Below are 22,821 nucleotides of genomic sequence, written 5' to 3'. Positions count from 1 at the left end.
GTCCGGAGGCGCGCGCCCTCACTCCGTCGGGTCAAAGTCGCTCGAACCGGAACGCGGCCAGGGCTTCGCCCCGGTCCTCGCCGAGCGCCTCGGCCGCGACCAGGTCGCCGGCGTGCACGCTCAGGGTCGCGCCGCTGTGTGAGACGGCGAAATGGAAGTTGGGCAGCTCGACGACCCGTCCCAGGACCGGTAGGCCGTCGCCGGGGATGGGCCGTTCACCCATCCGAACGCTTTCCACGGTTGCGGCGCGGATCCCTGGGTACAGCGCACGGCCCGCCTCCAGCACTCTTGTCACTGCGGATCGCTCTACGCTGATTTCGCCGGCGTTGGACACTTGCGCCGCGGCGTCGGTCTCAGGGGTGTGCAGAAGGAGCCGTCCGCCGCCGTCCGGGCGTAGGTGGATGTGCGGTGCGTGGATGACCCGCGCCACCGAGACCGCGACCGGCGAGGTGTAGACGAGCACACCGCGGGTGTTGCGCATCGGCAGGACCAGACCGGCGAGCTCGGCGATCCTGGCGGCCTGCGGCCCCGCACAGTTGACCACCGCGTCGGTGGAGAGCCGCCGCCCCGAGGCGAGCCGGACGGCGCGCACCAGACCGGCGGTCAACTCCAGGCCGGTGACAGGGTCGTCCCATACCAGCTCGGCACCACGGGAGACCGCGCGTGAGAGCAGGTGGCCGATGAGGCGGGGCGGTTCGATCCAGCCCTCGCGCGGGAAGTAGGCGATCCCGTCCGCCGACAGTCCGGCGGGGTCCATGTCCGGTTCGAGGCGCAGTGCCTCCGCCCGGCTGAGCCACCGCGCCTCGTATCCGTAGTCCAGAACGCCGACGACCTTCTTGCGCAGCTCCTCGTGCTCGGCGTCGTCGGAGGCCCACTCCAGGTTGCCGCCCTCGTGGTACCAGTCGCTGTCAGGCACTTCGGCCGCCAATTGCCGGTGGGCCTGCATGCTGGCGACACTGAGATCGTGGTAGGGCCGAGGCTGCTTGCCGCAGGAGTTGGTCCACGAGAACGTCGCACCGGAGGTGCCGCCCGCCGGCGCACCGGCGTCCACGATGGTGACGCGGGCGCCCCGCCGCGTCAGCGAGTCGGTCACCGCCGCGCCGTAGACGCCGGCGCCGATAACAACTACGTGCTCAACCACGCTGATCTGCCTCTCTCTTCTCTCGCGGGGTTGTTCGCCGGGTGGGTGGCGGGACGGAGCGCGCGGTTCGGCAGCGCCCCGGCGCCTTCTGAGATGACCATGCGATGACCGCGCAGGATCTGGCCTGCAAGGTCTGGCCTCGGGCGCGGCAGCACGTCGTGACGACGGCACTTGTGGCTGCCGTCCGCGTTGGTTGATTTGAGGCAGGGCCGCGGGAATCCTGGGCACGAGTGCCACGCGGAGCGATTTCTCGTGTCGGCCCCCTTCGGTATGCAACTGATTGCAAGCCGAGCATGCGCGGTCACGTGCAGTCAACAACCCCGGCGCACGATCGTCTCCGGCACGCTCACCGGTCATGACGCTCAGGCCGGCGCCGATTCTGGTCAGGCAGGGGTGAGCTGCTTCCAGACCTGGGCGTTGGTGCCGTTGCACTCGTGGATCTGGACCTGGACTCCGTTGGCGAAGTTCGAGTAGGGCACGTCCAGGCACTTGCCGGCCTGGGGGTTGGTGAAGGCGGCCGGTGTGGGCTGGTCGTAGCGCCACTGCTGGGCGCCGGTGCCGTTGCACGTGTAGATCTGTACCTTGGTGCCGTTGGCGGTACTTCCGTCGGCGACGTCCAGACACTTGTCCGAGTTCGGGTTCACCAGGGTGCCCTCGGGCGTGATCTTCCAGGTCTGGCCCAAGGAGCCGTTGCAGTCCCACAGTTGCACCCGCGCGGCGTCTTCTCCGCTGGCGCCGCTCACGTCCAGGCAGTGCTTGCCACCGTCGGGGCTGTAGGAGAACTCTGCGGGCGTGGACGCCGGTCCGGTCACGGTGAACGTGCACCAGGCGGACCAGCCGGACGGGCCGGCGGGGCCCTCGGCGCGGATCCGCCACTGGTAGTCACCCGGGCTGAATGTGCTGGTGGGAATCTGAATTCCCCACCCGTGGCCGACGGGCCCCGTGCTGACTTGGAAGGTGCGGAACGGCTGCTCGCCCGGGCGCGCGAGCTCCATCGCCCCGCCCAGGCCGGGCTGGGGGTCCACGCCCTTGACCGAGGCGGCGAACAGCGGTGCGAAACCGTTGGCGGTGCTGAACGTCGGTGGGGTCTGGGCCCCACACAACTGGGAGCCCTCGTAGGGGCTGTTGGAGATCCGCAACGTCTCGGGGACGTCGGGCGTGGCGGCCCACGCGGCAGGAACGCTGAGGAAGGCGGCGGCCAGGCCCGTGCCCACGGCGACCACGGAACGAATCCGTCTCAAGATCACTCCATCGCAAGATCGATAGTTCGGTCGCTCAGGAGTCCACACCGCCGCATGCCGCCACGTCAGTCCCTCAGGCGCCGACGTAAGGACTACGTCACATCTATTGATCGCGTACTGGTCGGTCCCGCCCTCGGGCGGGTTGTCGACGGGTGGAGCGCTCGGCTGGTCCGACTCTCCCGCGCCGCCGAACTGCACGCCGTCCGCCCTCAACATCGCGCCCGCCGCCGACAGGGCAGCAAGCGGAGGGGCGGCTGGGGAGTCCTCGTGATGTGGTCTCTCCCTCGGCTGGGGGAGAGGGTTCCCTCGCGCGCGGGATCTCCCCGGTGCCGCCGACCGATGTACTGAGGCGGTCGACACCGGAAAGGACTTGTATGCGCACCCTCACCAGACGACGTCTGCTCACCTCCGCCGCCTCGGCGGCCTCGGCGGCGGGCCTGGCTGCCGTGCCTGTGCGGGCCGCGGACCGGAACCGCGCAGGGGCCGATGACGTGGTGGACGCCCTGCGGGCGCTGCCGGGCCTGCGGGTCATCGAGGAACGGCCGGGCGCCGAGCCCGGATACCGCTTCTTCGTGCTCGGCCTGCGCCAACCGGTCGACCACAACGACCCCGGGGCCGGGACCTTCGAGCAGCGCCTCACCCTGCTCCATACCGCCGCCGACCGACCCACCGTCCTGTTCAGCACCGGATACGAAGTGTCGCTCACGCCGAGGCGGACCGAACCGGCCGTCCTGCTGGGCAGTAACCAGCTTGGCGTGGAGCACCGCTTCTTCGGCACCTCGCGTCCGGCGGCCCTCGACCTCACCCACCTGACGATCCGCCAGGCCGCCGACGACCACCACCGCGTGGTCCGTCTCTTCCGCCGCCTCTACCCCGGCGCGTGGATCTCCACCGGCGGCAGCAAGGGCGGCATGGCCAGCGTGTACCACCGCCGCTTCCACCCCCACGACGTGGACGGCACCGTCGCCTACTCTGCCCCGAACAACGTCGACGATCGCGAGGACTCCGCCTACGTGCGGTTCCTGGAGCACGTGGGCACCGCGGCCGCCCGCGACGCCCTGAAGACGGCACAGCGACAGATGCTGCTGCGCCGCACATACCTGGTCGCCCGCTACGAGGCCTGGGCGGCCGCCACCAGTGACACCTTCCGCATCGTCGGCAGCGCCGACAAGGCACTGGAGATCGCCGTCCTGCGGGTGCCGTTCATGTTCTGGCAGAACCGCACCGCTGCGGACGCCAACGCCGTCCCCGGCCCGGACGCCTCCACCGACGCGCTGTACGCGTGGCTGGAAGAGACGGCCGCCCTGCCCGTCTACGCCGACTCCACCGCCCGGAACTACATCCCCTACTGGTACCAACTCGGCACGCAAATGGGCTACTTGGACGTTCCCACCGACCATCTGGACGGACTCCTGCACTACCCGGACGCCATCGAACCCCGCAATTTCGTGCCGCGCGACATCCCGATGCACTTCGACGCCAAGGCCATGCCCGACATAGACCGCTGGGTGCGGCGGCGCGCCAGCCGGCTGCTCTTCGTCAACGGCACCCAGGACCCGTCCGTCGCCGAGCCCTTCCGGCCCGGCCGCCGCGACGCGCGCGTGCTGTGGGTGCCGGGCGGCAACCACCACGTCACGATCGCGGACCTGTCGCCTGCCGACCGCGCGGAGGCTGTCACAGCGCTTCGCCACTGGGCTACGGGCGCGCGTCGCCAGGGGGTGCAGGACGGGTGACCTTGGTGACCCGTCCGGCAGTTTTGTATCCAGGTCGTGTCCCGCAAAGTCAGGGGAGCCAGAGTTGTAGGCAGGCGATGGTGACCAGGGCCGGGTGGTGGGGGGCTCGTTTCGCCTCCGGCCACGGCCGACCGTTCACGGGTGCCATGGCGGACGTCTACCAGGCGGCCGACGACGGCAACTGCTCCGGGCTGTACGACGACGGAACGCCCAAGTGTAAGCCGCGTGGCCACCAGCTCACCGGCGCCGACGGCCGCTGTGCCTTCACCACCAGCGGCGTTCCGGGTTCGGCCCGTCGTACGGGCAGGGTGCCGGAGTTGCCGATGCGTGGGGAGCCGCGTGCGTAGGTGGGACTGTTGACTCTTCGTCGCGGGTGGACCCGTTCCGGCCGCTCTGGAAGACCTCCTTGAACAGCGGCATGACCGCCGCCGCCAGGGAGGCGCCGGCGGTCCCCTGCACCAACTGCAGCAGATCGGTGGCCGTGTTGAGGTCCCCGACGGTCAGCTCCTCTCCGTCGCGCATGCGGACCAGGGCGTTCCTGAACTCCTCGACGAGATGTGCCGCGCCAGGGTTGAACAATGCCGGGTCGTTGCACGACGGATCGGTGGTCGACGTCATGATGGTCTGCTCCTTGAAGTGGGGCGGGAACGTGCGTGAAGCGCTCCCCGCGGATGGATCGCGCCGCGGCGCGATCAGGGATGGACGAGGAGGGCTGATCAGGGGGTGCCGGTGCGGCGTCAGCCCCTGAAGATCCGCTCGGCCTGGTCGCGGTGGGTGGTGTGCAGGTCCCAGTAGGTGGGGGAGATCAGGTCAGCCGTGGCCTTGGGCTGTCCGTAGAAGGTGGAGGTGCCGATCGTCACGTCGATGCCGACGTGGGCGGCCTGAATGCCGGTGCCGGCCAGTTCCTTGTGCAGGTTGACGGCCCAGTTGCGCAGGGCTGCGGCGGCGGCGTTGACGTTGGCGACCTGCGGCACGGGATCGATGGAGCCGGCGCCGGTGGTGTAGAGCAGGGTGCCCGCGCCGGCCTCGCGCATCGCGGGCAGCACCGCCTCGGTGGCGGCGATGGCCCCGTACAGCTGGAACTCGATCTCGCGCTGCACGTGGGACGGTTCGGTCTCGGCCGGAGCGGTCAGAACGGTGGAGCCGAGCGTCCCCACCGGGGAGTACTCCAGCACGTCGATGCCGCCGAACTGTGTGGCGGCGTCCTTGAGCGCCTGGGTGAGTGCGTCGTGGTCGAGCACGTCCGCCGGGAACGCGGCGGCGGTGACGCCCTCGGCGGTGAGCTTGCCGACGAGATCGTCGAGCTTGTCGCGGTTACGGGAGATCAGGGCGATGTCCAGGCCTTGCGAGCCGAAGGTGCGGGCGATGGCCAGGCCCAGTTGGGGGCCGGCTCCGACGATGGCGATGCTGGTCACAGCGATCCTTCCGCAATCGAGAGGGGGTGGGGATGTGTCGGGCGATGGAGGTGATCTCGTCGAGCCGTCGGTGAGATCACCCCGCCTTCGGATAGGCCTATCCAGTTCGCGATCCGGATAGGGTGATCCGGTTTGCCGGGTCAGCGTAGCACTAGAATCGGATAGGTCTATCCGATTGCTAGACTGGCCGGCATGAATCCTGGCGCCCAGCACCCCGACGACCCCGCCTCCCAGCCTCTGCGCAGTGACGCCGAGCGCAACCGGGAGCGGATCATCGCCGCCGCGCGCAGGGTGTTCGCACGTGACGGCCTGAACGCCTCCATGGCTTCCGTGGCCCGCGAGGCAGGCGTGGGGATCGCCACCATCTTCCGCCGCTTCCCCACCAAGGAAGAGCTCGTCGCCGCCGTCTTCGCCGACCGCATGGACTCTTACGCCGATGCGGTTGCTGTCGCCCTCGACGACCCCGACCCCTGGCACGGTTTTGTCGGCTACATCGAGACCGCCTGCGCGATGCAGGCCGCCGACTACGGCTTCGCCGACGTGCTGACGATGACCTTCCCCACCGCCAAGGCCATGGAAGAACGCCGCAACGAGGCATACGAGGGCATGGTGGAGCTCATCGACCGCGCCAAGGCGACGGGGCGGCTGCGCGAGGACTTCGACCCCTCGGACCTGGTGCTGATCCACATGGCCAACGCCGGTGTCATCAACGCCACCGGCGACGCCGCCCCCGACGCCTGGCGACGCGTCGTCGCCCTGATGATCCAGTCCTTCGAGGCCCCGGCCCGCGGCCCCCTGCCCGCCTCGCCCGAACACGCCGCCCTGTACAAGGCCATGCTCCGCGCCAGCCCGGCCGGCCCCGCCGCAGCGGAGCCGGACAGGAGCAACTGACCTAAGGACCGAGACCACCGAGCCCGGCCGCGGTACGGAGGCGCAACGCCGGGAAAGTCGGCCCGGACGAGGGGCTTCCTGGGTCGATGTTTGTCTCCCACCAGGTCGTGCTCCACGCGTGCGGTCGGCGCCATCTGATGCTCCTCGTTCCTGCGGGCCCTTGACAGGCCACTGCTTCCGGCCTCAGTGTTACTGGCCAACACGCAGAACGCAATATATTGCATATGGCAGGAGGCTCATGGGCGCCGCACATCCCCGCCCCACCGGCGCAGACACCCAGGCCGGTGTCGCCTCCGCCTCCGTCGTCGCCCTCATCGCCGCCGGCAACTCCGTCGTCCTGCCTGCCGAAGGCGTCGCCCTGCTACTCGGTGTGGACTTCATCGTCGACACGGCCCGCACCGGCGTGAACGTCATCGGCAATTCGCTCGCCGTCGTCGTCGACAGCTCCGAGAACCGGCGCGAAGCCAACCGCGGCAGCCGCAACACCCGCCACACCCGGGCTGCGCCCGCGACCACGGTCCTGCAGAAGGAAACGGCGCAGTGAAGACCCCCACTCCCACCCTCACCCGTACTACCGAGATCATCGGCATCCTGGGCGGCATGGGCCCGGCGGCCACCGCCGACTTCTACGCCAAGCTCGTCTCGACAACCCCCGGCTCCAGCGACCAGGACCACCTCCGGACGGTCATCTGGTCCGACCCCACCATCCCCGACCGCACCGAAGCCCTGCTGGGCGACGGACCCGACCCCACCCCCTGGCTGCTGGACGGCAGCCGCGTCCTGCGCGAGGCCGGCGCCACCGTCATCGCCATCCCGTGCAACACCGCACACGCCTTCGTCCCGCGCATCGCCGACCACATCGGCCTGCCCATCGTCCACATGATCGGCGAAGTCGCCCGGCACCTCACCACGCTGAGCCCTCGCATCCACACCGCCGGCCTGCTCGCCACCAGCGGCACTGTCCGCGCCGGCCTGTACCAGGAGTGGCTGGACCGCTTCGGGATCCGCCTCGTGCTCCCCGATGCCGCCAGCCAGGACCACGAGGTCATGACCGCCATCCGCGCGGTGAAGGCCGGCACCCGCGACGACCCGACGACCGCGCGCTTGGCCCGGGCCGCGCGGCGCCTCACCGAACAAGGTGCGCAGGCGGTCATCGCGGGCTGCACCGAAATCCCCCTCGGCCTCCCCGCCGACGCCGTGGACGTCCCCCTCATCGATCCGGCGCTCATCCTGGCCCAGGCGCTGGTCCGCCGGGCCAGAACCGAGAACACGGCCGAGAGCACAACCGATAACACGACCGAGAGCACAACCGAGAACACAGCCGAGAAGACAGCCGGATAGGGTGCAGAACAGCGATGTACTGTACGCAATATGTCACTCGACAGCCCTGTCTCCCGCCGTCTCCTCAGCGACGAGGTCTTCCACCGCATGCGCGACTCCATCGTGCGCGGCGAACTCGTCCCCGGTGAGAAGGTCAGGGACGGTGAGCTCGCCGAGCGCCTCGGCCTCAGTCGCACCCCGGTGCGCGAGGCGCTCGCCCGGCTTGCCGACATCGGCCTGGTCGAGGCCAAACCCGGCGTCTACACCCGCATCACCACCCTCAACCGCCGCGACGTCGAAAAGACCCTCGCCGTCCTGCGCTCCCTCGACCAGCTCGCCATCGAGACGGCTGTGCCGGTCATGACCGAGCAGGACCTGCAGCGCATGCGGGAGGCCAACCGCGACTTCGAACGGGCCGTCGCCGCCAACGACACGACTTCCGCGCTCGCCGCCGACGACCGCTTCCACGCCGTCCCCATCGCGGTCGCGGACAACCCCGTGCTCAGCCGGATCGTCGAGCAACTCCACCCGCAGATCCACCGCATCCTCTACCGCAAGTTCTCCACCCTGCTTGGCGGCCGCAACACCATCGACCACCACGACCAGCTCATCGACGTCTGCGCCGGCGGTGACGCCCGCGCCGCCGCCGAACTCTCCGGACACCACTGGTCCGAACTCGGCGGACACATCAATCAGCTCTTCGACACCAACCAGTTCGCCGAGGCAGCCACCGGTTAGGACGCTCGTCTCTGTCGGCGATGACCGGCTCCATTCGAACAATCGGGTCAGCGTGGCTCGCGGACGACGGCGACGCCTCCCGGTGGGATGGTGACGGTGCCGGTGATCGGCGTGCCGGTGAGGAGTTCGACGCCTTCGGCTGAGCGGCTGTCGCCCTCTGTCGTCGGCTTCACGAAGGGCCTCCTGTCACCTCGGGATCGCGACGCGATCCGAGCGCCAGGAGGCCCTGGTGCCGCCGCCGTCCACGCGGAACGCATTGTCGGTGTCGCGGAAGCTGTCCCGACTGAACCGGCGCCGGCCCAGGGACGGACCGGCATACTCCGAGCCGGCGTCCATACTGCGAGCCGGCGTCCATACTGCGAGCCGGCGTCGGGTCGTGCGACCTCCCCTCCCTCGCGGACTGAACCCTCGTCGGCCACACTGAGTCCATGGAATACGTCGGCCGGGTGCCCGCCCCGCCGCTCGACCAGTACATCGACGACATCTACTGCCTGACCGGGGTGCCGCGCCACCGCCGGATGAACGTCCCGCCGATGCCGTCGGCACATCTGTTCGTCAACCTGGGCGGACCCGCCCGCCTGTGGGATTCCGACCCTTCGGTGCCGTCGGCTGTGTTCACCGACGGGTGGTTCATGGGTGTATGGACCAGGCGTTTCCTCGTCGAGTACCCCACACGGGTGCGGCTCGTCGGGGTGCACTTCAAGCCTTGGGGGATGTCGCCGTTCGTCGACATGCCGGCGACCGAGCTGCGGGACCGATGGGTGCCGGTCGACGCCGTCTGGCAACGGTCTGTGGACCGGATTCGCAACCAGGTCGGCGACATAGCATCGGCCACCGAGACACTGCGGGTGTTGGAGGAGGAACTGCGATCGCGACTTGCCGAGGCACCGTCGCGCGGTCTCGACCTGGTCCTGCACACAGGTGGGCGTCTGGAGACTTCCCACGGCGCGGTCCCGGTCGGTGCGCTGGCCGATGCCGCCGGGGTGAGTGGCAATCACCTGGCCGCCCAGTTCAAGTCCCACGTCGGGGTCACCCCGAAGCGGGTGGCGCGGATCTACCGCTTCGCGCGGCTGATCCTGTCCGTAGACGCCCTGCGCCCGGTCGACTGGTCGGAGCTCGCTCAAGCGGCCGGCTACTTCGACCGGCCCCATTTCAGCAGGGAGTTCAAGGACTTCACCGGCCACACGCCGACGGAATACCTGGCCCTGCGGCGCCGATTCCCCGCCGAGCAGGGGTTCCCGCCGGACAGCGGTCCGATGCCCGCTGATTGATTTCTCAGCGATTGATTTCTTACAAGCCCAGTCGCCCCCGCGGGCGACAGGATCGGTGGTGAATGCGCAAGGAGACCCGAGGAGAACCCGTGGGCACAGTAGTCATGCACAGCGTGGTGTCGGTGGACGGCTTCATCGCCGACGAGAACGACGACGTCGGGCCACTGCACGACTGGTACTTCAGCGGGGACACCCCGATCACCGAAGGCGGCGACCAGCAGTACGACCATTCCGGAGCTGGAAGCGTCTTCAAGGTCTCAAGTGCATCGGCGGAGTACGTCCGGCCGATGTGGGAGTCGATCGGCACGATTGTGATGGGCCGCCACCTGTTCGACCTGGTGAATGGCTGGGAGGGTCGGCCGCCCGCGGGCGACCACGTGGTCGTGGTGTCCCACCGGCCCAAGCCCGAGGGCTGGCACCCCGAGGCGTCGTACCACTTCGTCGATGGCGTGACGGCTGCGATCGACAAGGCCCAGGAGTTCGCGGGGGAGCGAACCGTGGGTGTGAACGCAGGCGAAGTGGGCGGCCAGATCCTCGCGGCCGGCCTCGTGGACGAGGTGGCGATGGACGTGGTGCCGGTGGTGTTCGGGTCGGGCAAGCGCTACTTCGGCAGCATCGATGGGCAGCATCTACTGGAGGATCCCCACGTGGTCATCCAGGGCGACCGGGTGCTGCACCTGAGGTTCAAGGTACGCCGCTAGACGTACGCCGCTAGACCCCGCTGGGGTGCACAGCGCACTCGTTGGCCGGTCGCCGTTTCCTTCCGCCGCCATTCTCCGGTCCGCCGCGTTCCCGCGGCGGACCGGACTTGTCGTGTGCCGAGCCTGCCGGGTCAGCCGATGTAGGGAGCGGTGACGTCCAGGACCCAGGTGACGCTGAAGCGGTCGGTGAGCATGCCGTACAGCGGTGCCCACTGTGCGGCCTCCAAGGGGCGCACCACCGTTGAGCCCTCCGACAGCTTCTGCCACAGGGTGCTGATCTCGTCGGCGTCGTCGCCGCGCACGGAGACGAAGAAGGGGTTCTCGCCCCGGTTCCAGGGCAGTAGGGAGGGCACGTCGTAGGCCATGACGTGGAAGCCGTTGTCCCCGACCACCTCGCCCCACATCACCCAGTCCGCCTCGTTCTCGTTCTGTACGTTGCCGGCGTCCTTGTAGGTGACGGCGACGGTACGTCCGCCGAAGACGGACTGGTAGAAGTCCAGCGCCTGACGCGCGTCGCCCCGGAAGTTCAGGTGGGTGGTGGTCGTGACGGACATACCTGCTCCTAGCTTTCCATTCGTCGAATGTGCGCCGGTGCGATGAAACGCGGGCGCGGCGCGGCCACCGTGACCTGGGGCAACGCCCCTCGGTGGCTCTGATCCCACCATTGCAGGGGTAGCGGACAGGTTGGGTCCTGTACTGCGGGCAGAATGCTGGACATGCACAAGACGTCCTCGCGACTGCTCGCGCTGCTCTCACTGCTCCAGACGCGTCGTGACTGGTCCGGCGAGGAACTCGCCGAGCGGCTCGACATCACCTCGCGCACGGTTCGCCGCGACGTGGATCGCCTGCGCGAACTCGGCTACCCGATCTTGGCCTTCAAAGGACCCTCCGGCGGATATCGCCTGGATGCCGGCACGGATCTGCCCCCACTACTGTTCGACGACGACCAGGCCGTCGCCCTGGCCCTCGCCCTGCAAACCGCCGCTACCGGCACCACGCTCGCCGAGGACGCAGCCCGCGCCCTCGCCACGATCCGTCAGGTCATGCCGCCCCGACTACGCCATCGCATAGACACGATGCGCATCGCAGCCGTCCAGCCTGCGAGGAGCGGGGACGCCCCGCAGGTCGGCGTCCAGGTCCTTACGGACCTGAGCACCGCCATACACACCCATGCGGAACTCCGCTTCGACTACACCACGGACGGCACCGCGAATGGCGGGCAGCGCCGCCGAGTACAGCCCCACCACCTGGTCACCTGGCGCGGCCGCTGGTACCTCCTTGCCTGGGACCTCGACCGCGACGACTGGCGGACCTTCCGCGTCGACCGCATACAGCCGCGCACACCCACTGGCCCCCGCTTCACCCCACGCGAACTCCCTGGAGGCGACGTGTCCGCCTTCATCATGAGCCGATTCCGCGGCTCCGACGGCACCTCCACCGACTGGCCCTGCCGAGGCGAAGTCGTCCTCAACCTCCCCGCCACCACCGTCGCCCCCTTCGCCCAAGACGGAATCGTCGAAGAACTCGGACCAAGCCACTGCCGACTCACCCTCGGCTCCTGGTCATGGACCGGCCTGGCCGCCGCTGTCGGCTGCTTCGACACCGACATCGAAGTCATCGGCCCACCCGAACTCAACGACGCATGCGCACAGCTCGCCACCCGCTACGCCAACGCCGTCCACAACACCACTCCGCCCTGACCCCCGAGCACGAACTGAGCGCGGCGCTCGACCACTTGAGGCCCGGCCAACTGCGGGGCTTGCCCGCTGCCCTGGCGCTCTCTCGGGCCAACCGGAACGCTCACGTCGTGTGTGGTCAGCCGGTGAGGGGCTGCCACCTGTGTTCCAGCGCGGAGTCGAGGCTGCTGCCCCAGACCAGCGCCCCACCGACCAGGCCGGGCTTGTCCCGCGTGGCCAGGGTCGGGGCTTCGAGCATGTCGGCAGCCTCTTCCAGGTAGGTGACCAGCGTGTCGAGTACTTCGTCGGGGCCTTCGTTGTAGCGGGACCACCGGCCCAAGTAGCCGGTCGCGGCGTCCAGGTACAGGCCCGAGGTGCTGTCAGCCGGGCCCAAGGCGACAACCGGAATCCGGGTTGCCTTCCACACGGTGATCCGGTCGTGTTCGGGGCGGCGGGCGTTGAGGGCGTCCTCGTGGACCTGGGAGTCCATCTTCAGCCGGTTGACGGCGGCCACCGCGTCCAGGGGCATCAGAGCCTTGTTGCCCGGAAGGCATCCCCAGCCGTTGACCCCGTCGTCGCCCGCGGTCAGCAGCCACAGGACGCGCAGCTCGACGGGTATCTGAATGCCGAGCTCCTCTTCCAGGGCGGCGATGGCGGCGGGGCCGGCGCCGGGGCGGAGCGCGGCGTAGGAGTCGGGGGCGTTGTGCTTGAGCCAGTGGGTGATGCGGTGCCAGGCGTCGGCGATCTCCCGTACGGTGACCGCGGTGGCGGCAGGGTCGGCAGGCTGGTCCTGGCCTCGGCGCTGCTCCTGCTCCTGGTCATGGGCGTCCGTGGAGGGCTCGGTGGAAGGGGTCGCTCTGAGGAAGCGGATCTCGATCCGGTCCGGCTCGCGGATGTAGCCGACGGACAGGTCGGGGCAGTCCTCGAACAGGTCGCCGTCAACTGTCACGGTCAGGATGCCGGGCAGCCCCGAGGGCCGGCCCATGTCAGGGTCGTCGGCCAGCCGGCCGGCCAGAACCTTCAGCGCGTAGGGAACGCCGGCCCCCAACTGGGCGGCGGTGTCGCGTACGTCCGGCTGGATTTCGACCTTCACAGCCTGGCGCTCCTTGCTGGTCGGATGGAGGGTGGTGCGGGCGGCCTTCGATGAGCTGGGGGAACGCCTGAGTCGTCAGTTCCCGGACGAGTACCACGCACAGCACTACCCGTACATCGCTCACGGCTGCGGGTTCGCGGATGGGTACCCCGCGATCCTCTTCACCGACCACGAACAGGTCCTCGGCACCGAGCAGGACAACGAACTGCTGAGCCATGCTCCCCACGACCCACGGCTCGGTCAGACCGGCAGCAGGCGCGCGATCAGCTTGCTGAGCTGTTGGGCGTTGCGGCACTCGTGCATGACGACGAGTTCGGCATAGGCAGGTGCGGCGGAGTCACCCGTGCCCCATTGGGACCGCTGCTCCGGATTCAACCAGTAGACCCGGCGGGCCCGTTCGCAGAGCTGCCGCACGGCCGGCAGGTTCGGGTCGCTCATGTTCGTACGGGCGTCGCCGAGAACGAAAACGGTCGTGCGCGGGCCGACTGCGTCGGTGTACCGCTCGGTGAACTCGCCGAAGGCGATGCCGTAGTCGCTGCTGCCGTGCCAGCCGGTCAGCTTCGCCTCCGACCGGATACGGGTGCCGAGCCCCTCCGGGTCGGTCGCACCATGCGCGAGCAGCCCGGTGACTTCGTCGATCCGGTTGACGAAGGCGAAGACCCGCATCTTGCTGAACTGGTCGTGCAGCGCCTGCACCAGCAGCATCGTGAAGTCCGAGAAGCCCGACACGGAGCCCGACACGTCGCACAGCAGCACCAGTTCGGGCCGGATGGGGCGGCGTCGGCGAAGTACGGGCCGCATCGGCACCCCGCCGGTCGACAGCGACCCGCGCAGGGTGCGCCGCAGGTCGATGGTGCCGCGGGAGGCGCGGCGGCGGCGCGCGGCGAGCCGGGTGGCCAGCTTGCGCGCGAGTGGCTGAACCACCCTGCGCAGCTCGGCGAGTTGGTCCCGCCCGGCGAAGAGGAATTCGACCCGGTCGGCGGTCGTGGCCACCGCCCGCCGCGCGATCTCGTCGCGGCCGCGCCGCTCGGCGACCCGGCGTCGCGCCTCGGTGGCCACCTGCGCACGGAAGGCCTCGATACGCCGCCGGATCTCGTCCTCCAGCAGCCGGTCGGTGAACCCGGCTCCTCCGGCCTGCGCCCTGACGCTGTCCCGCACGCGCGCCATCAGCGTCTGCGGGCGCAGCCGGTCGAGCGCCTGGTGGGACGACCAGCCGTCCGACCTCGGTGAGGAACCGTACCCGCCGAAGCCGGCCACCGCCTCGACCGCCAACTGGCCCAGCAATGCTTGGTCATTGGCGGCGAGCGCGGCCGCGAGCCGGTCCCGCAGATCCTCCCGATCAAGGGGCTCTTCGCTGCTCGGCGCACCGGCACGACGCGGAAAGTACACGTCGAAGACCGGATCGAAGACCCGCCGCTGGCCCGTGCTGTGCAGCAGCGTGGCGGCCAGCCCCTCGCGCAGCCGTTCCCGGTCCGCGAGGCCGAGCGCCTCCAACGCCTGTGCGGCGTCGACGGTTTCCCCGGTGCCGATGCGGACGCCGTGCGAGCGCAGCGCCCCGACGAGACCCGTCAGCCGCTCGGCCACTCCGGGCGGGGCGTTCACATGGCGTCCAGGTCGAGCTTGGCTGCCGCCTTGAGGACGTCGTCCTGATGCTTGAGGATCACGCCGAGGCTGTCGCGTACGACGGTCTCGTCGAGAGTGTCGGCCCCGAGTGCGAGAAGCGTGCGCGCCCAGTCGATGGTCTCGGCGACCGACGGGACCTTCCGCAGGTCCATCTCGCGCAGTGCCCCGACCACCCGCACCACGGACCGGGCCAGCGCGTCGTCGAGGTCCGGCACCTTCAGCCGTACGATGCGACGCTCCAACTCCTCGTCAGGGAAGCCGATATGGAGGAAGAGGCAGCGGCGGCGCAGCGCCTCGGACAGCTCGCGGGTCGCGTTGGACGTGAGGACGACGAAGGGGCGACTGGTCGCGGTGATCGTGCCCAACTCGGGGACGGTGACCTGGAAATCGCTGAGCACTTCGAGCAGCAGGCCCTCCACCTCGACGTCGGCCTTGTCGGTCTCGTCGATCAGCAGCACCTTCGGCTCCTCGCCGCGGATGGCGGTCAGCAGCGGCCGCGCCAGCAGGAACTCCTCACTGAAGATGTCCGTGCGCGCCTCGTCCCAGCTCTCGTCGCGGCCGGCGCTGATGCGCAGCAACTGCTTGGCGTGGTTCCACTCATACAGCGCCCGGGACTCGTCGACACCTTCGTAGCACTGCAAGCGGACCAGCCGCGCCCCGGCGACCTGGGCGACGGCCTTGGCGAGTTCGGTCTTGCCGACCCCGGCCGGGCCCTCCACCAGGAGCGGCTTGCCGAGGCGGTCGGCCAGGAAGACCGTCGTGGCGACCGCGGGCGACGCCAGATACCCGGTCTCGGCGAGGCGTGCCGAGACATCGTCGACGGATGTGAACAGCAACGGGGCCTCCAGCGCGGCGCAGGCATGGTCGGGCCACTATCTAAGCGCTTGTTCACCTCCGCTGTCACGTGTGATGGCACCCACGCGGCACCGGTAGACCGATGGGTTCCTCGCGGACTCCTGCGACGTGAGTGCACCGTGAAGTGTTCCGGAGCCGGCAGGAGTGAATCAGACGGGGCGGCCCGCCGTCGGTCGCCGATCGTGCTCGCCGGCTTACGGCGAAGCGGGTCGGCGGGTGGCGTCTCCTCTCCACTCCGCGGCGGTCGTGAGCGGAACGGGGGCGGGCGGGGCTGTCGAGGTCGTCAGCTCGATCCGTCGTCCCGTGGCCGACGAGTGGAGGAGGGCGCTCATCGTCTCCAGCACGTGCAGGGCGAGGTCGCCGTTCGCGCGAGGCGCCCGCTGCCCGTCGGCGGAGATGAAGTCGAGCAGACCGACGCCTCGTGCGCCGCCGACGTAGCCCGCCGACGGCGGGAGCGTGCGCCAACTCGTGTCGCCGAGTCCGAAGAGCCGCACATCGCCGTCGAAGCAGTTGGGGTCCGGAACCGTGAGGGTCCCCGCCTCGCCGTGGACCTCGATCGGCGCGGCCGTGGTGGCCACGCCGTCGAAGCTCGTCGTGATCGTCGTGAGGGTGCCGCCCACGTGCTCGAGCACACCGGAGACGTGGGTGTCCACCTCGACCGGTATACGCTCGCCCTCGCGCGGGCCGGAGCCGATGACGCGCTCGGTACGCAGCCGACTGGACGCCCCGATCACGGCACGCACCGGCCCCAGCAGGTGGACCAGGGACGAGAGGTAGTACGGCCCCATGTCCAACAGAGGGCCACCGCCGGCGGCGTAGTAGAAGTCGGGGTGGGGATGCCAGCGTTCGTGCCCCGGGGTGACCATGACGGCCGAGGTGAACAACGGGCGTCCGATGCTGCCCGCCTCCACGGCCGCCCGTGCCGTCTGGATTCCGGTGCCCAGGACGGTGTCCGGCGCGCACCCCACGCCGACCGACGCCCGAGCGGCGGCCTCCATCACGGCGTGGGCGTCGGAGAGGGTCGCGGCCAACGGCTTCTCTCCGTAGACGTTCTTCCCACGGCCGATGGCGCCGAGGGCGATCTCGGCGTGGGCCGCGGGGACGGTGAGGTTCAGTACCGTGTCCACGTCCGGGCTGCTCAGCAACTCCCCGACGGTCAGTGCCTCGACGCCGGGCAGCTCGGCGGCGACCGCGGCCGACCGGGAGGCGTCGAGGTCGGCGACCGCGGTCACGCGCACGGCGGGATGGCCGTGAAGCGTGTCCAGGTAGGCGCGGGAGATGACTCCGAGACCTACGACGCCGATGCGGTGCGCGTCGCCCACAGCATGCCCCTTTCGACGAGGGTGCGGACGTTGGGGTTCTCCAGCACGTCGACGCTGTGCCCGGGTGTCGTCACCACGATGCGCCCGGCGCCCCACCGGCGGGTCCAGACCGCCGGGGAGCTGACCGGCCGGTGCCAGGGCTGCCACGGGCGGACGGGATGGGTGGTGGTGGCCAGAACGTCGATCAGGTCGTCGTGGAGAACCCAGTACTGCTCGGTGTGCAGCTCGAAGTCCTCGATGCCCGCGGTGATGGGGTGCTCGCGGCCGAGTTCGGTGATGTTGACGACGTGGGGTAGGTAGTTGTCCTCCGCGCCTCCCCGACGTTCACAGGGTTCCTTGCCGGGGTGGGTCGCGAACTGGCCTCCCACCAGGTGGAGATAGTCGGAGGAGGCGCGGAACGAATCGGCGATGCCGCCGTGCCAGCCGGTGAAACCGGTGCCGGCCACGACCGCCGAGCTCAGCCCTGACAGTTGCTCGGTGCTGATCTCCGACATCGTGACGCACTGCACCACGAGGTCGGTGCCGGCCATCTCGGCGGCGTCGGCGTAGACATCGGTCGACTCCTCGATCCGGACGTCGTATCCGCTGCTTCGGAGGAAGGGCAGGAACAGCTCCGTGGCCTCGACCGGCTGGTGTCCCTCCCATCCGCCTCGGACTACCAGGGCCTTCTTCCGCGTCATCTTGTTCCTTCGTGGGGCCGTCGCCCCGGTCTGGTCGGAGGTCTTCGCCTCGACGGCGGAGAACAGCGCCATCAGCGTGCTCCCGGACTTGAGGGTGGGCGGCACCGCTGACCACAGGATGCGCCAGCCGCCCGTGCACAGGGGAGGGTTGCCGGGTTTCGGAAAGTTTTCGCGGCCGGGCACCCGCCACTGGCCGGGCAGACCGGGCCGGTCCGCCCTACCGACCGCGTGGCGTGAGGACCGCTCTCGTCCCCTGTCTCGGGACGGCCCCGCTCCCCGACCTACAGAGCCCGGGCAACGAGGAGGGCGACGTCGTCGTGGTCGTCGGGGTGGCGCAGGCCGTACAGCAGGAGATCACAGGTTTCTTCGAGGGGACGGTGGGGTTCGTCGAGGAAGCTGAGCAGGACGTTCAGACGGTCGTCGATGGGGTGGAGCCGGGTCTCGACGAGGCCGTCGGTGTAGAGGACCAGCAGGTCGCCGGGGCTGAAGTCGACCGTGGTGGTCTCGAAGGGGATGCCGCCTACGCCGAGCGGGGCCGCGGGGGGCAGCTCAATCAGTGCGGGGGCGTGTCCGGGGCGGGCCAGGGCCGGCGGCATGTGTCCCGCGTTGGCCATGTGGCACTTCCTCGTGCGGGGGTCGTACACGGCGTAGAGGCAGGTGACGATGTAGTGCTCCAGGTCGCGGGTGATCTTGTCCAGGTGCTGGAGCACGGCTTCCGGGGCGAGGTCGAGGTCCGCGTAGGCGCAGGTGGCGGTGCGCAGCCGGCCCATGGTGGCGGCGGCGTCGATGCCGTTGCCCATGACGTCGCCGACGACCAGGGCGGTTCTGTCGTCGGCCAGGGGGATGACGTCGTACCAGTCGCCGCCGACCTCGCTGGTCGCCTGGGCGGGCTGGTAGCGGGAGGCGAGTTCCAGGCCGGTGTGGTGCGGCGCGTGGTCGGGCAGCAGGCTGCGCTGGAGGGTGAGGGCGGTGTTGCGCACGCTCTGGAACCAGCGGGCGTTGTCGATGGCCACGGCGGCGCGGCCGGCCAGCTCGCCGGCCAGTACGACGTCGTCCTCGTCGAACGGGACGGGGTTGCGGGTGCGCTTGAGGTCGAGGGCGCCGAGCACCTCGCCATGGGCGATCAGCGGCACGGCGAGGTAGGAGTGGACGCCTGCGCGGGCCAGGAGTGAGGTGGCCTCGGCGTCGCGGGCGATCCTCGGCAGATCCTGGTCGCCGACATGGCGCACCAGGACCGGCCGGCCCGTGTGGACGCACAGGGTCACCAGACGGTCACCGTCGTAGGCGGCGAGGTCACCGGGAGGGTCGGCGGCGCGCAACGCCACGGTGGGGTGGGCCGCCTTCAGGGCGAGGGCGCGGAACAGCTCGGGTCCGTTGTCCGGTCTGCGTGCCCGGCGGCAGGCCAGTGCGGAGTCCAAGACGTCGACGGCGACCACATCGGCGAGTTCGGGGGTGGCGATCTCGGCCAGTTCGCGGGCGGTCTGCTCCACCTCCAAGGTGGTGCCGACGCGCGTGGAGGCGTCGGCGATGAGGGCCAGGCGTCGCCGGGCCCGGTCGGCCTCGGCGGCCGCGCGGTGCCGTTCGGTGACGTCGACGACCGAGGCGGCCGCACCCAGGACCCGCCCGCCGGGGTCCTCCAGCCGGTAGAAGGAGAGAGACCAGGCGTGCTCGTGGTCGGGGTCGGTCGGGGGGCGGCCCACGTGGTACTGGTCGAGCAGTGGGGTGCCGGTGGTGAGCACCTGCCGCAGTGCGGACTCGACGGTGTCGACGTCGGGGAAGGGCAGGGTCTCCCTCAGGTGACGGCCGATGTGGTCCTCGGCGGGGATGCCGTCGATGCGCTCCAGTGACGGGTTGACCAGGAGATACCGCAGGTCGGCGTCCATGAGGGCCAGACCGATCGGGGACTGGTTGATCAGCCGCTCGCACAGGGCAAGATCGGTCTCGACGCGCTGGAGCAGGGTGTGGTCGGCCGCGATGCCCAGAGCGTAGACGTCTCCGAGGTCGTCCAGCAGCCGCATGTTGCGGAACTCCATCAGGCGGCTGCTGCCGTCCTTGTGCCGGATGGGGAAGGCGCCGGCCCAGCTCCGGCCCGTCTCCAGTACTTCTGCGAACAGCTTCGAGACGGCCTGCAGGTGCTCGGGGTCGATGAACAGTCGCGCTGCGTACTTGCCGAGAGCCTCTTGTGAGGTGTAGCCGAAGAGCTCCTCGGCCTGCGGGGTCCAGAACACGATGCGCCCTTCGGCGTCGACGACCACCGCGGCCACGCTCAGCACATCCAGCAGGCCGATCGGCCTGGTCGGCTCGGGATCGTACTCGTCACCGTTGGTCTGGAAGGATTCGGCGGTCATCCCTGATCCTCCTCCACCGGCGGGCCGGCCGGCCGTGCCGACCTCTGTCGGCATTGCCGCACACCTGGTTCTGACTACCGGCACTTCCATGCTGCCTCTGCCCCACGCCCATCGGCGAGCGGCACGTCCGGGAGGCGGGTCCGGCCGTCTCTCGCCGGGCCCGTGCACATCGGGCGGACAAGCAGGAACATAGTCGTGTAAAGGATGGGGCCCATGGATTCTGCGCGAAATGGTTCCGATGCGCCCGGTTCCGCAGGACCGCGCGATCTCTTCGACGCGTCCAGTGACGCGGCAGCGGTGGTGTCCGCCGACGGCGTCGTGATCGGCTGGACGCGGGGCGCCGAAGAACTCCTCGGCCATCCGGCGCCGGAGGTTGTCGGCGGCTCCGCCGCGCGTCTGCTGGCGATGCCCGGGGATCCCGCACGTGTGGCCGGCGTCGCCGAGCGCTGCCGCGCCGGGATGGGGTGGAGCGGCCTCATCCCCGTACGGCACCGCGACGGCCGCAGTATCGACGTCGACCTGCGAGTCTCCGCGTCCTTCCGCATCGGCGTAGACGAGTGCTTTCTGATCTCGGCACGGGAGCAGAAGCAGCAATGGACGGTGGGCCAGTCCGTCCTCGACGGGTTCCTGACCCGCTCGCCGGTCGGCATGGCGGTGATGGATACAGAGCTGCGCTACGTGTGGCTGAACGACACCCTGGAACGCTTCGGCGGTGTGCCTCGTGAGCAGCGGCTGCGGCGTCGTCTGAGCGAGCTGCTGCCCGGGCTGCAGGCGGAGACCATCGAGGGTCTGATGCGCAAGGTGCTGGTGACCGGTGAGCCGGTGACCGACTACGAGTACGTGGGATGGAGCTGGGCCGATCCACACCGCCAACACGCCTACTCCACTTCGTTCTTCCCTCTCATGGACGCCGACAACTCCGTCACCGGGGTCTGTTACATGGTCCTGGACGTCACCGAGCGGTGGAACGCCCGCCAGCTCCTGGCGCTGGTCAACGAAGCCGGGACCCGCATCGGCACGACTCTGGACGTGATGGGAACGGCTCAGGAGCTTGCCGATTTCGCCGTTCCCCGCTTCGCGGACTTCGTCGTCGTCGATGTCCTGGAGCCCGTCCTCAGCACCGAGGGCCACGGAGCGTGGCTGACCGATGCGGGACCGGCACCCGCCAGGCCGACGATGCGCCGCGCCGGAATGAGCTCGGTACGAGAGGGCTGCCCTGAGGCCGTGGCGCGGATCGGGGACAGGGTGGACTTCCTCCCCCCGGCGCACGACGTGAATCTCCTCATCGACGGCGAGCCGATTCTCATCCCGGTCCTCGATCCGTCCGACGGCCTGTGGGTCACCGAGCAGCCCGCGAGAGCGGCAAGCATCCGCGAGTTCGGACTGCACTCCCTCATCGCCGTGCCGATGCGGGCGCGGAACACCGTCCTTGGCCTCACCACGTTCGTACGGTCGCTCAATCCCGTCTCGTTCCAGCCCGACGATGTCCTGCTGGCCCGGGAGCTGGTGGCACGAGCCGCGCTGTGCGTCGACAACGCCCGCCGCTATACCCGGGAACACACGGCAGCGGTCACGCTTCAGCGCAGTCTGCTGCCCCACGCTCTGACGGGCGGAACAGCGCTCGATGTGGCCTCCTCCTACCTGCCGGCGGACCCGACGGGTGGGGTCGGCGGCGACTGGTTCGACGTGATCCCCCTGTCCGGCGCCCGCGTGGGCCTCGTCGTCGGCGATGTAGTCGGCCACGGCATCACCGCGGCGGCGACCATGGGCCGACTGCGTACCGCCGTTCAGACCCTCGCCGACATGGAGCTGCCTCCCGACGAACTGCTGGCTCACCTCGACGACCTCGTGCTCCGGCTGAGCGAGGAGAAGTCCGATGACGAGGTGGCCAACCAGAGCGCGACCGCCTTCCTCGGAGCAACCTGCCTGTACGCCGTCTACGACCCCGTCACGAGGCGCTGCGCGATGGCCCGGGCCGGACATCCGCCACCTGTCGTCGTCGCACCCGACGGGCAGGTCTCCTTCCCGGAACCCCCCGCCGGGCCTCCGCTCGGGCTGGGAGGGATGGCGTTCGAGACCACCGAGATCGAGCTCGCAGAGAACAGCCTGATCGGTCTCTACACCGACGGGCTCGTCGAGGGAGCCGACCGCGACATGGAGCTGGGCATGTCCCGACTCGGCGACGTGCTGGCCCAGCCGGACCCCGACCTCGCAAGACTGTGCTCGTCCGCGGTGCAGCAGCTTGTGCCCGTGCCTCAACCCGACGACATCGCCCTTCTCCTGGCGCGCACACACGCCCTGAGTGCCGACCATGTCGTCTCGTGGGACGTGCCCGTGGACCCGGCCGCCGTCGCTGAACTCCGAGCCCGGGCGACTCGCCGGGTGGAAGCCTGGGGCCTCGGGGAACTGGCCATGACCACCGAGCTCATCGTGAGCGAGCTGGTCACCAATGCGATTCGCTATGCCACAGCGCCCATACGGCTGCGGCTGCTCCGCGACTCCCGCTTGACCTGCGAGGTCGCCGACGCCAGCAGTACCGCCCCGCGGCTGAGACATGCCCGGAGCATGGACGAAGGCGGCCGTGGCCTCTTTCTGGTGGCCCAGCTCGCCCATCGCTGGGGCGCTCGGTACACGTCTGGCGGAAAGATCATCTGGGCCGAACAGGAGATCCCGTGAACGAGAGGAACCGCCGGTCCAATGCCTCCGTATGTCTTCTCGGTGCACGATCGCTTCACCCGGCGTCGCCATGACCGGGAGGGGAGGCTCGCGCACC

The 22,821-nt window shown here is 69.7% G+C and carries 21 protein-coding genes; 9 read left to right on the top strand and 12 right to left on the bottom strand.

The window, feature by feature from the left end; genetic code table 11:
- Positions 1 to 31: 31 nt before the first annotated feature.
- Both GAS53_RS11960 and GAS53_RS11955 read right to left on the bottom strand, forming a co-directional pair.
- Positions 32 to 1,141: an NAD(P)/FAD-dependent oxidoreductase gene (locus tag GAS53_RS11960; protein WP_151477477.1), complete on the bottom strand. Its 1,110-nt coding sequence runs from the start codon at positions 1,139 to 1,141 to the stop codon at positions 32 to 34.
- 383 nt (positions 1,142 to 1,524) lie between these two features.
- Positions 1,525 to 2,382: an RICIN domain-containing protein gene (locus GAS53_RS11955; RefSeq protein ID WP_192583076.1), complete on the bottom strand. Its 858-nt coding sequence runs from the start codon at positions 2,380 to 2,382 to the stop codon at positions 1,525 to 1,527.
- A gap of 374 nt (positions 2,383 to 2,756) precedes the next feature.
- Between GAS53_RS11955 and GAS53_RS11950 the strand changes: the two genes are divergently transcribed.
- Positions 2,757 to 4,115, top strand: coding sequence for a S28 family serine protease (locus GAS53_RS11950; RefSeq protein ID WP_151477475.1), 1,359 nt, complete (start codon positions 2,757 to 2,759; stop codon positions 4,113 to 4,115).
- A gap of 264 nt (positions 4,116 to 4,379) precedes the next feature.
- Here GAS53_RS11950 and GAS53_RS11945 read toward each other — a convergent pair whose 3' ends face one another.
- Positions 4,380 to 4,733, bottom strand: a complete 354-nt coding sequence (locus tag GAS53_RS11945) for a hypothetical protein (RefSeq protein ID WP_151477474.1) — start codon at positions 4,731 to 4,733, stop codon at positions 4,380 to 4,382.
- A gap of 119 nt (positions 4,734 to 4,852) precedes the next feature.
- Entirely contained in the window at positions 4,853 to 5,530 is a 678-nt protein-coding gene (locus GAS53_RS11940) for an SDR family NAD(P)-dependent oxidoreductase (RefSeq protein ID WP_151477473.1), read from the bottom strand.
- 192 nt (positions 5,531 to 5,722) lie between these two features.
- Between GAS53_RS11940 and GAS53_RS11935 the strand changes: the two genes are divergently transcribed.
- The 4 genes from GAS53_RS11935 to GAS53_RS11920 all read left to right on the top strand — a co-directional run bounded on the left by GAS53_RS11935 (position 5,723) and on the right by GAS53_RS11920 (position 8,479).
- Positions 5,723 to 6,421 carry a TetR/AcrR family transcriptional regulator gene (locus tag GAS53_RS11935; RefSeq protein ID WP_151477472.1) on the top strand — a complete coding sequence of 233 codons (699 nt, stop codon included), beginning with the start codon at positions 5,723 to 5,725 and terminating at the stop codon, positions 6,419 to 6,421.
- A 238-nt stretch (positions 6,422 to 6,659) separates the two neighbouring features.
- The gene (locus GAS53_RS11930) at positions 6,660 to 6,965 is read left to right on the top strand and encodes a cation:dicarboxylate symporter family transporter (RefSeq protein ID WP_225858872.1); all 306 of its coding nucleotides are present in this window, start codon (positions 6,660 to 6,662) and stop codon (positions 6,963 to 6,965) included.
- Positions 6,962 to 7,762 carry a cysteate racemase gene (locus tag GAS53_RS11925; RefSeq protein ID WP_225858871.1) on the top strand — a complete coding sequence of 267 codons (801 nt, stop codon included), beginning with the start codon at positions 6,962 to 6,964 and terminating at the stop codon, positions 7,760 to 7,762. Before GAS53_RS11930 ends, GAS53_RS11925 begins: the two co-directional genes overlap by 4 nt.
- Before the next feature lie 30 nt (positions 7,763 to 7,792).
- Positions 7,793 to 8,479, top strand: coding sequence for a GntR family transcriptional regulator (locus GAS53_RS11920; protein ID WP_151477471.1), 687 nt, complete (start codon positions 7,793 to 7,795; stop codon positions 8,477 to 8,479).
- A 47-nt stretch (positions 8,480 to 8,526) separates the two neighbouring features.
- On the opposite strand, the gene GAS53_RS55090 is transcribed toward GAS53_RS11920, so the two are convergent.
- On the bottom strand, positions 8,527 to 8,652 hold the full coding sequence (locus GAS53_RS55090) for a Beta-galactosidase C-terminal domain (RefSeq protein ID WP_225858870.1): 126 nt from the start codon (positions 8,650 to 8,652) through the stop codon (positions 8,527 to 8,529).
- Positions 8,653 to 8,907: 255 nt separating this feature from the next.
- On the opposite strand from GAS53_RS55090, the gene GAS53_RS11915 reads away from it, so the two are divergent.
- A complete protein-coding gene (locus GAS53_RS11915; RefSeq protein ID WP_151477470.1) occupies positions 8,908 to 9,750 on the top strand; it encodes a helix-turn-helix domain-containing protein in 843 nt (280 codons plus the stop codon).
- 89 nt (positions 9,751 to 9,839) lie between these two features.
- Positions 9,840 to 10,451 (top strand): dihydrofolate reductase family protein, encoded by a 612-nt coding sequence (locus GAS53_RS11910; protein WP_151477469.1) that lies wholly within the window; start codon positions 9,840 to 9,842, stop codon positions 10,449 to 10,451.
- 131 nt (positions 10,452 to 10,582) lie between these two features.
- Here GAS53_RS11910 and GAS53_RS11905 read toward each other — a convergent pair whose 3' ends face one another.
- Positions 10,583 to 11,005 carry a VOC family protein gene (locus tag GAS53_RS11905; RefSeq protein ID WP_151477468.1) on the bottom strand — a complete coding sequence of 141 codons (423 nt, stop codon included), beginning with the start codon at positions 11,003 to 11,005 and terminating at the stop codon, positions 10,583 to 10,585.
- A gap of 162 nt (positions 11,006 to 11,167) precedes the next feature.
- Here GAS53_RS11905 and GAS53_RS11900 point away from each other — a divergent pair, with 162 nt between their 5' ends.
- On the top strand, positions 11,168 to 12,151 hold the full coding sequence (locus tag GAS53_RS11900; protein ID WP_151477467.1) for a helix-turn-helix transcriptional regulator: 984 nt from the start codon (positions 11,168 to 11,170) through the stop codon (positions 12,149 to 12,151).
- Positions 12,152 to 12,266: 115 nt separating this feature from the next.
- Here the strand turns inward: GAS53_RS11900 and GAS53_RS11895 are convergent, their stop codons facing one another.
- From GAS53_RS11895 to GAS53_RS11870, 6 genes are all read right to left on the bottom strand, one after another.
- On the bottom strand, positions 12,267 to 13,220 hold the full coding sequence (locus tag GAS53_RS11895; RefSeq protein ID WP_151477466.1) for an SMI1/KNR4 family protein: 954 nt from the start codon (positions 13,218 to 13,220) through the stop codon (positions 12,267 to 12,269).
- 240 nt (positions 13,221 to 13,460) lie between these two features.
- Entirely contained in the window at positions 13,461 to 14,822 is a 1,362-nt protein-coding gene (locus tag GAS53_RS11890; RefSeq protein WP_151477465.1) for a vWA domain-containing protein, read from the bottom strand.
- Positions 14,819 to 15,676 carry an AAA family ATPase gene (locus GAS53_RS11885; RefSeq protein ID WP_151477503.1) on the bottom strand — a complete coding sequence of 286 codons (858 nt, stop codon included), beginning with the start codon at positions 15,674 to 15,676 and terminating at the stop codon, positions 14,819 to 14,821. The genes GAS53_RS11890 and GAS53_RS11885 overlap by 4 nt, the downstream gene beginning before the upstream one ends.
- Before the next feature lie 216 nt (positions 15,677 to 15,892).
- Positions 15,893 to 17,020 carry a Gfo/Idh/MocA family protein gene (locus tag GAS53_RS11880; protein WP_151477464.1) on the bottom strand — a complete coding sequence of 376 codons (1,128 nt, stop codon included), beginning with the start codon at positions 17,018 to 17,020 and terminating at the stop codon, positions 15,893 to 15,895.
- Positions 16,990 to 17,700, bottom strand: a complete 711-nt coding sequence (locus GAS53_RS11875) for a ThuA domain-containing protein (RefSeq protein ID WP_151477502.1) — start codon at positions 17,698 to 17,700, stop codon at positions 16,990 to 16,992. Before GAS53_RS11875 ends, GAS53_RS11880 begins: the two co-directional genes overlap by 31 nt.
- Positions 17,701 to 17,981: 281 nt before the next feature.
- Positions 17,982 to 20,048, bottom strand: a complete 2,067-nt coding sequence (locus GAS53_RS11870; RefSeq protein ID WP_151477463.1) for a SpoIIE family protein phosphatase — start codon at positions 20,046 to 20,048, stop codon at positions 17,982 to 17,984.
- Positions 20,049 to 20,261: 213 nt separating this feature from the next.
- On the opposite strand from GAS53_RS11870, the gene GAS53_RS11865 reads away from it, so the two are divergent.
- A complete protein-coding gene (locus tag GAS53_RS11865; RefSeq protein WP_151477462.1) occupies positions 20,262 to 22,724 on the top strand; it encodes a SpoIIE family protein phosphatase in 2,463 nt (820 codons plus the stop codon).
- Positions 22,725 to 22,821 lie beyond the last annotated feature (97 nt).

This window comes from Streptomyces albicerus (genome assembly GCF_008905045.1).
In the GTDB taxonomy this organism is placed as follows: Bacteria; Actinomycetota; Actinomycetes; order Streptomycetales; family Streptomycetaceae; genus Streptomyces; species Streptomyces albicerus.
Note: the sequence above shows the minus strand (reverse complement) of the source record. Positions and strands in the feature narration are given on the sequence as shown.

Bases quoted from the DNA above. Each gene is read 5' to 3' on its own strand.
- GAS53_RS11950 (WP_151477475.1), top strand. From the start codon at position 2,757: ATGCGCACCCTCACCAGACGACGTCTGCTCACCTCCGCCGCCTCGGCG.
- GAS53_RS11945 (WP_151477474.1), bottom strand. From the start codon at position 4,733: ATGACGTCGACCACCGATCCGTCGTGCAACGACCCGGCATTGTTCAAC.
- GAS53_RS11935 (WP_151477472.1), top strand. From the start codon at position 5,723: ATGAATCCTGGCGCCCAGCACCCCGACGACCCCGCCTCCCAGCCTCTG.
- GAS53_RS11930 (WP_225858872.1), top strand. From the start codon at position 6,660: ATGGGCGCCGCACATCCCCGCCCCACCGGCGCAGACACCCAGGCCGGT.
- GAS53_RS11920 (WP_151477471.1), top strand. From the start codon at position 7,793: ATGTCACTCGACAGCCCTGTCTCCCGCCGTCTCCTCAGCGACGAGGTC.
- GAS53_RS11915 (WP_151477470.1), top strand. From the start codon at position 8,908: ATGGAATACGTCGGCCGGGTGCCCGCCCCGCCGCTCGACCAGTACATC.
- GAS53_RS11905 (WP_151477468.1), bottom strand. From the start codon at position 11,005: ATGTCCGTCACGACCACCACCCACCTGAACTTCCGGGGCGACGCGCGT.
- GAS53_RS11900 (WP_151477467.1), top strand. From the start codon at position 11,168: ATGCACAAGACGTCCTCGCGACTGCTCGCGCTGCTCTCACTGCTCCAG.
- GAS53_RS11875 (WP_151477502.1), bottom strand. From the start codon at position 17,700: ATGACGCGGAAGAAGGCCCTGGTAGTCCGAGGCGGATGGGAGGGACAC.
- GAS53_RS11870 (WP_151477463.1), bottom strand. From the start codon at position 20,048: ATGACCGCCGAATCCTTCCAGACCAACGGTGACGAGTACGATCCCGAG.
- GAS53_RS11865 (WP_151477462.1), top strand. From the start codon at position 20,262: ATGGATTCTGCGCGAAATGGTTCCGATGCGCCCGGTTCCGCAGGACCG.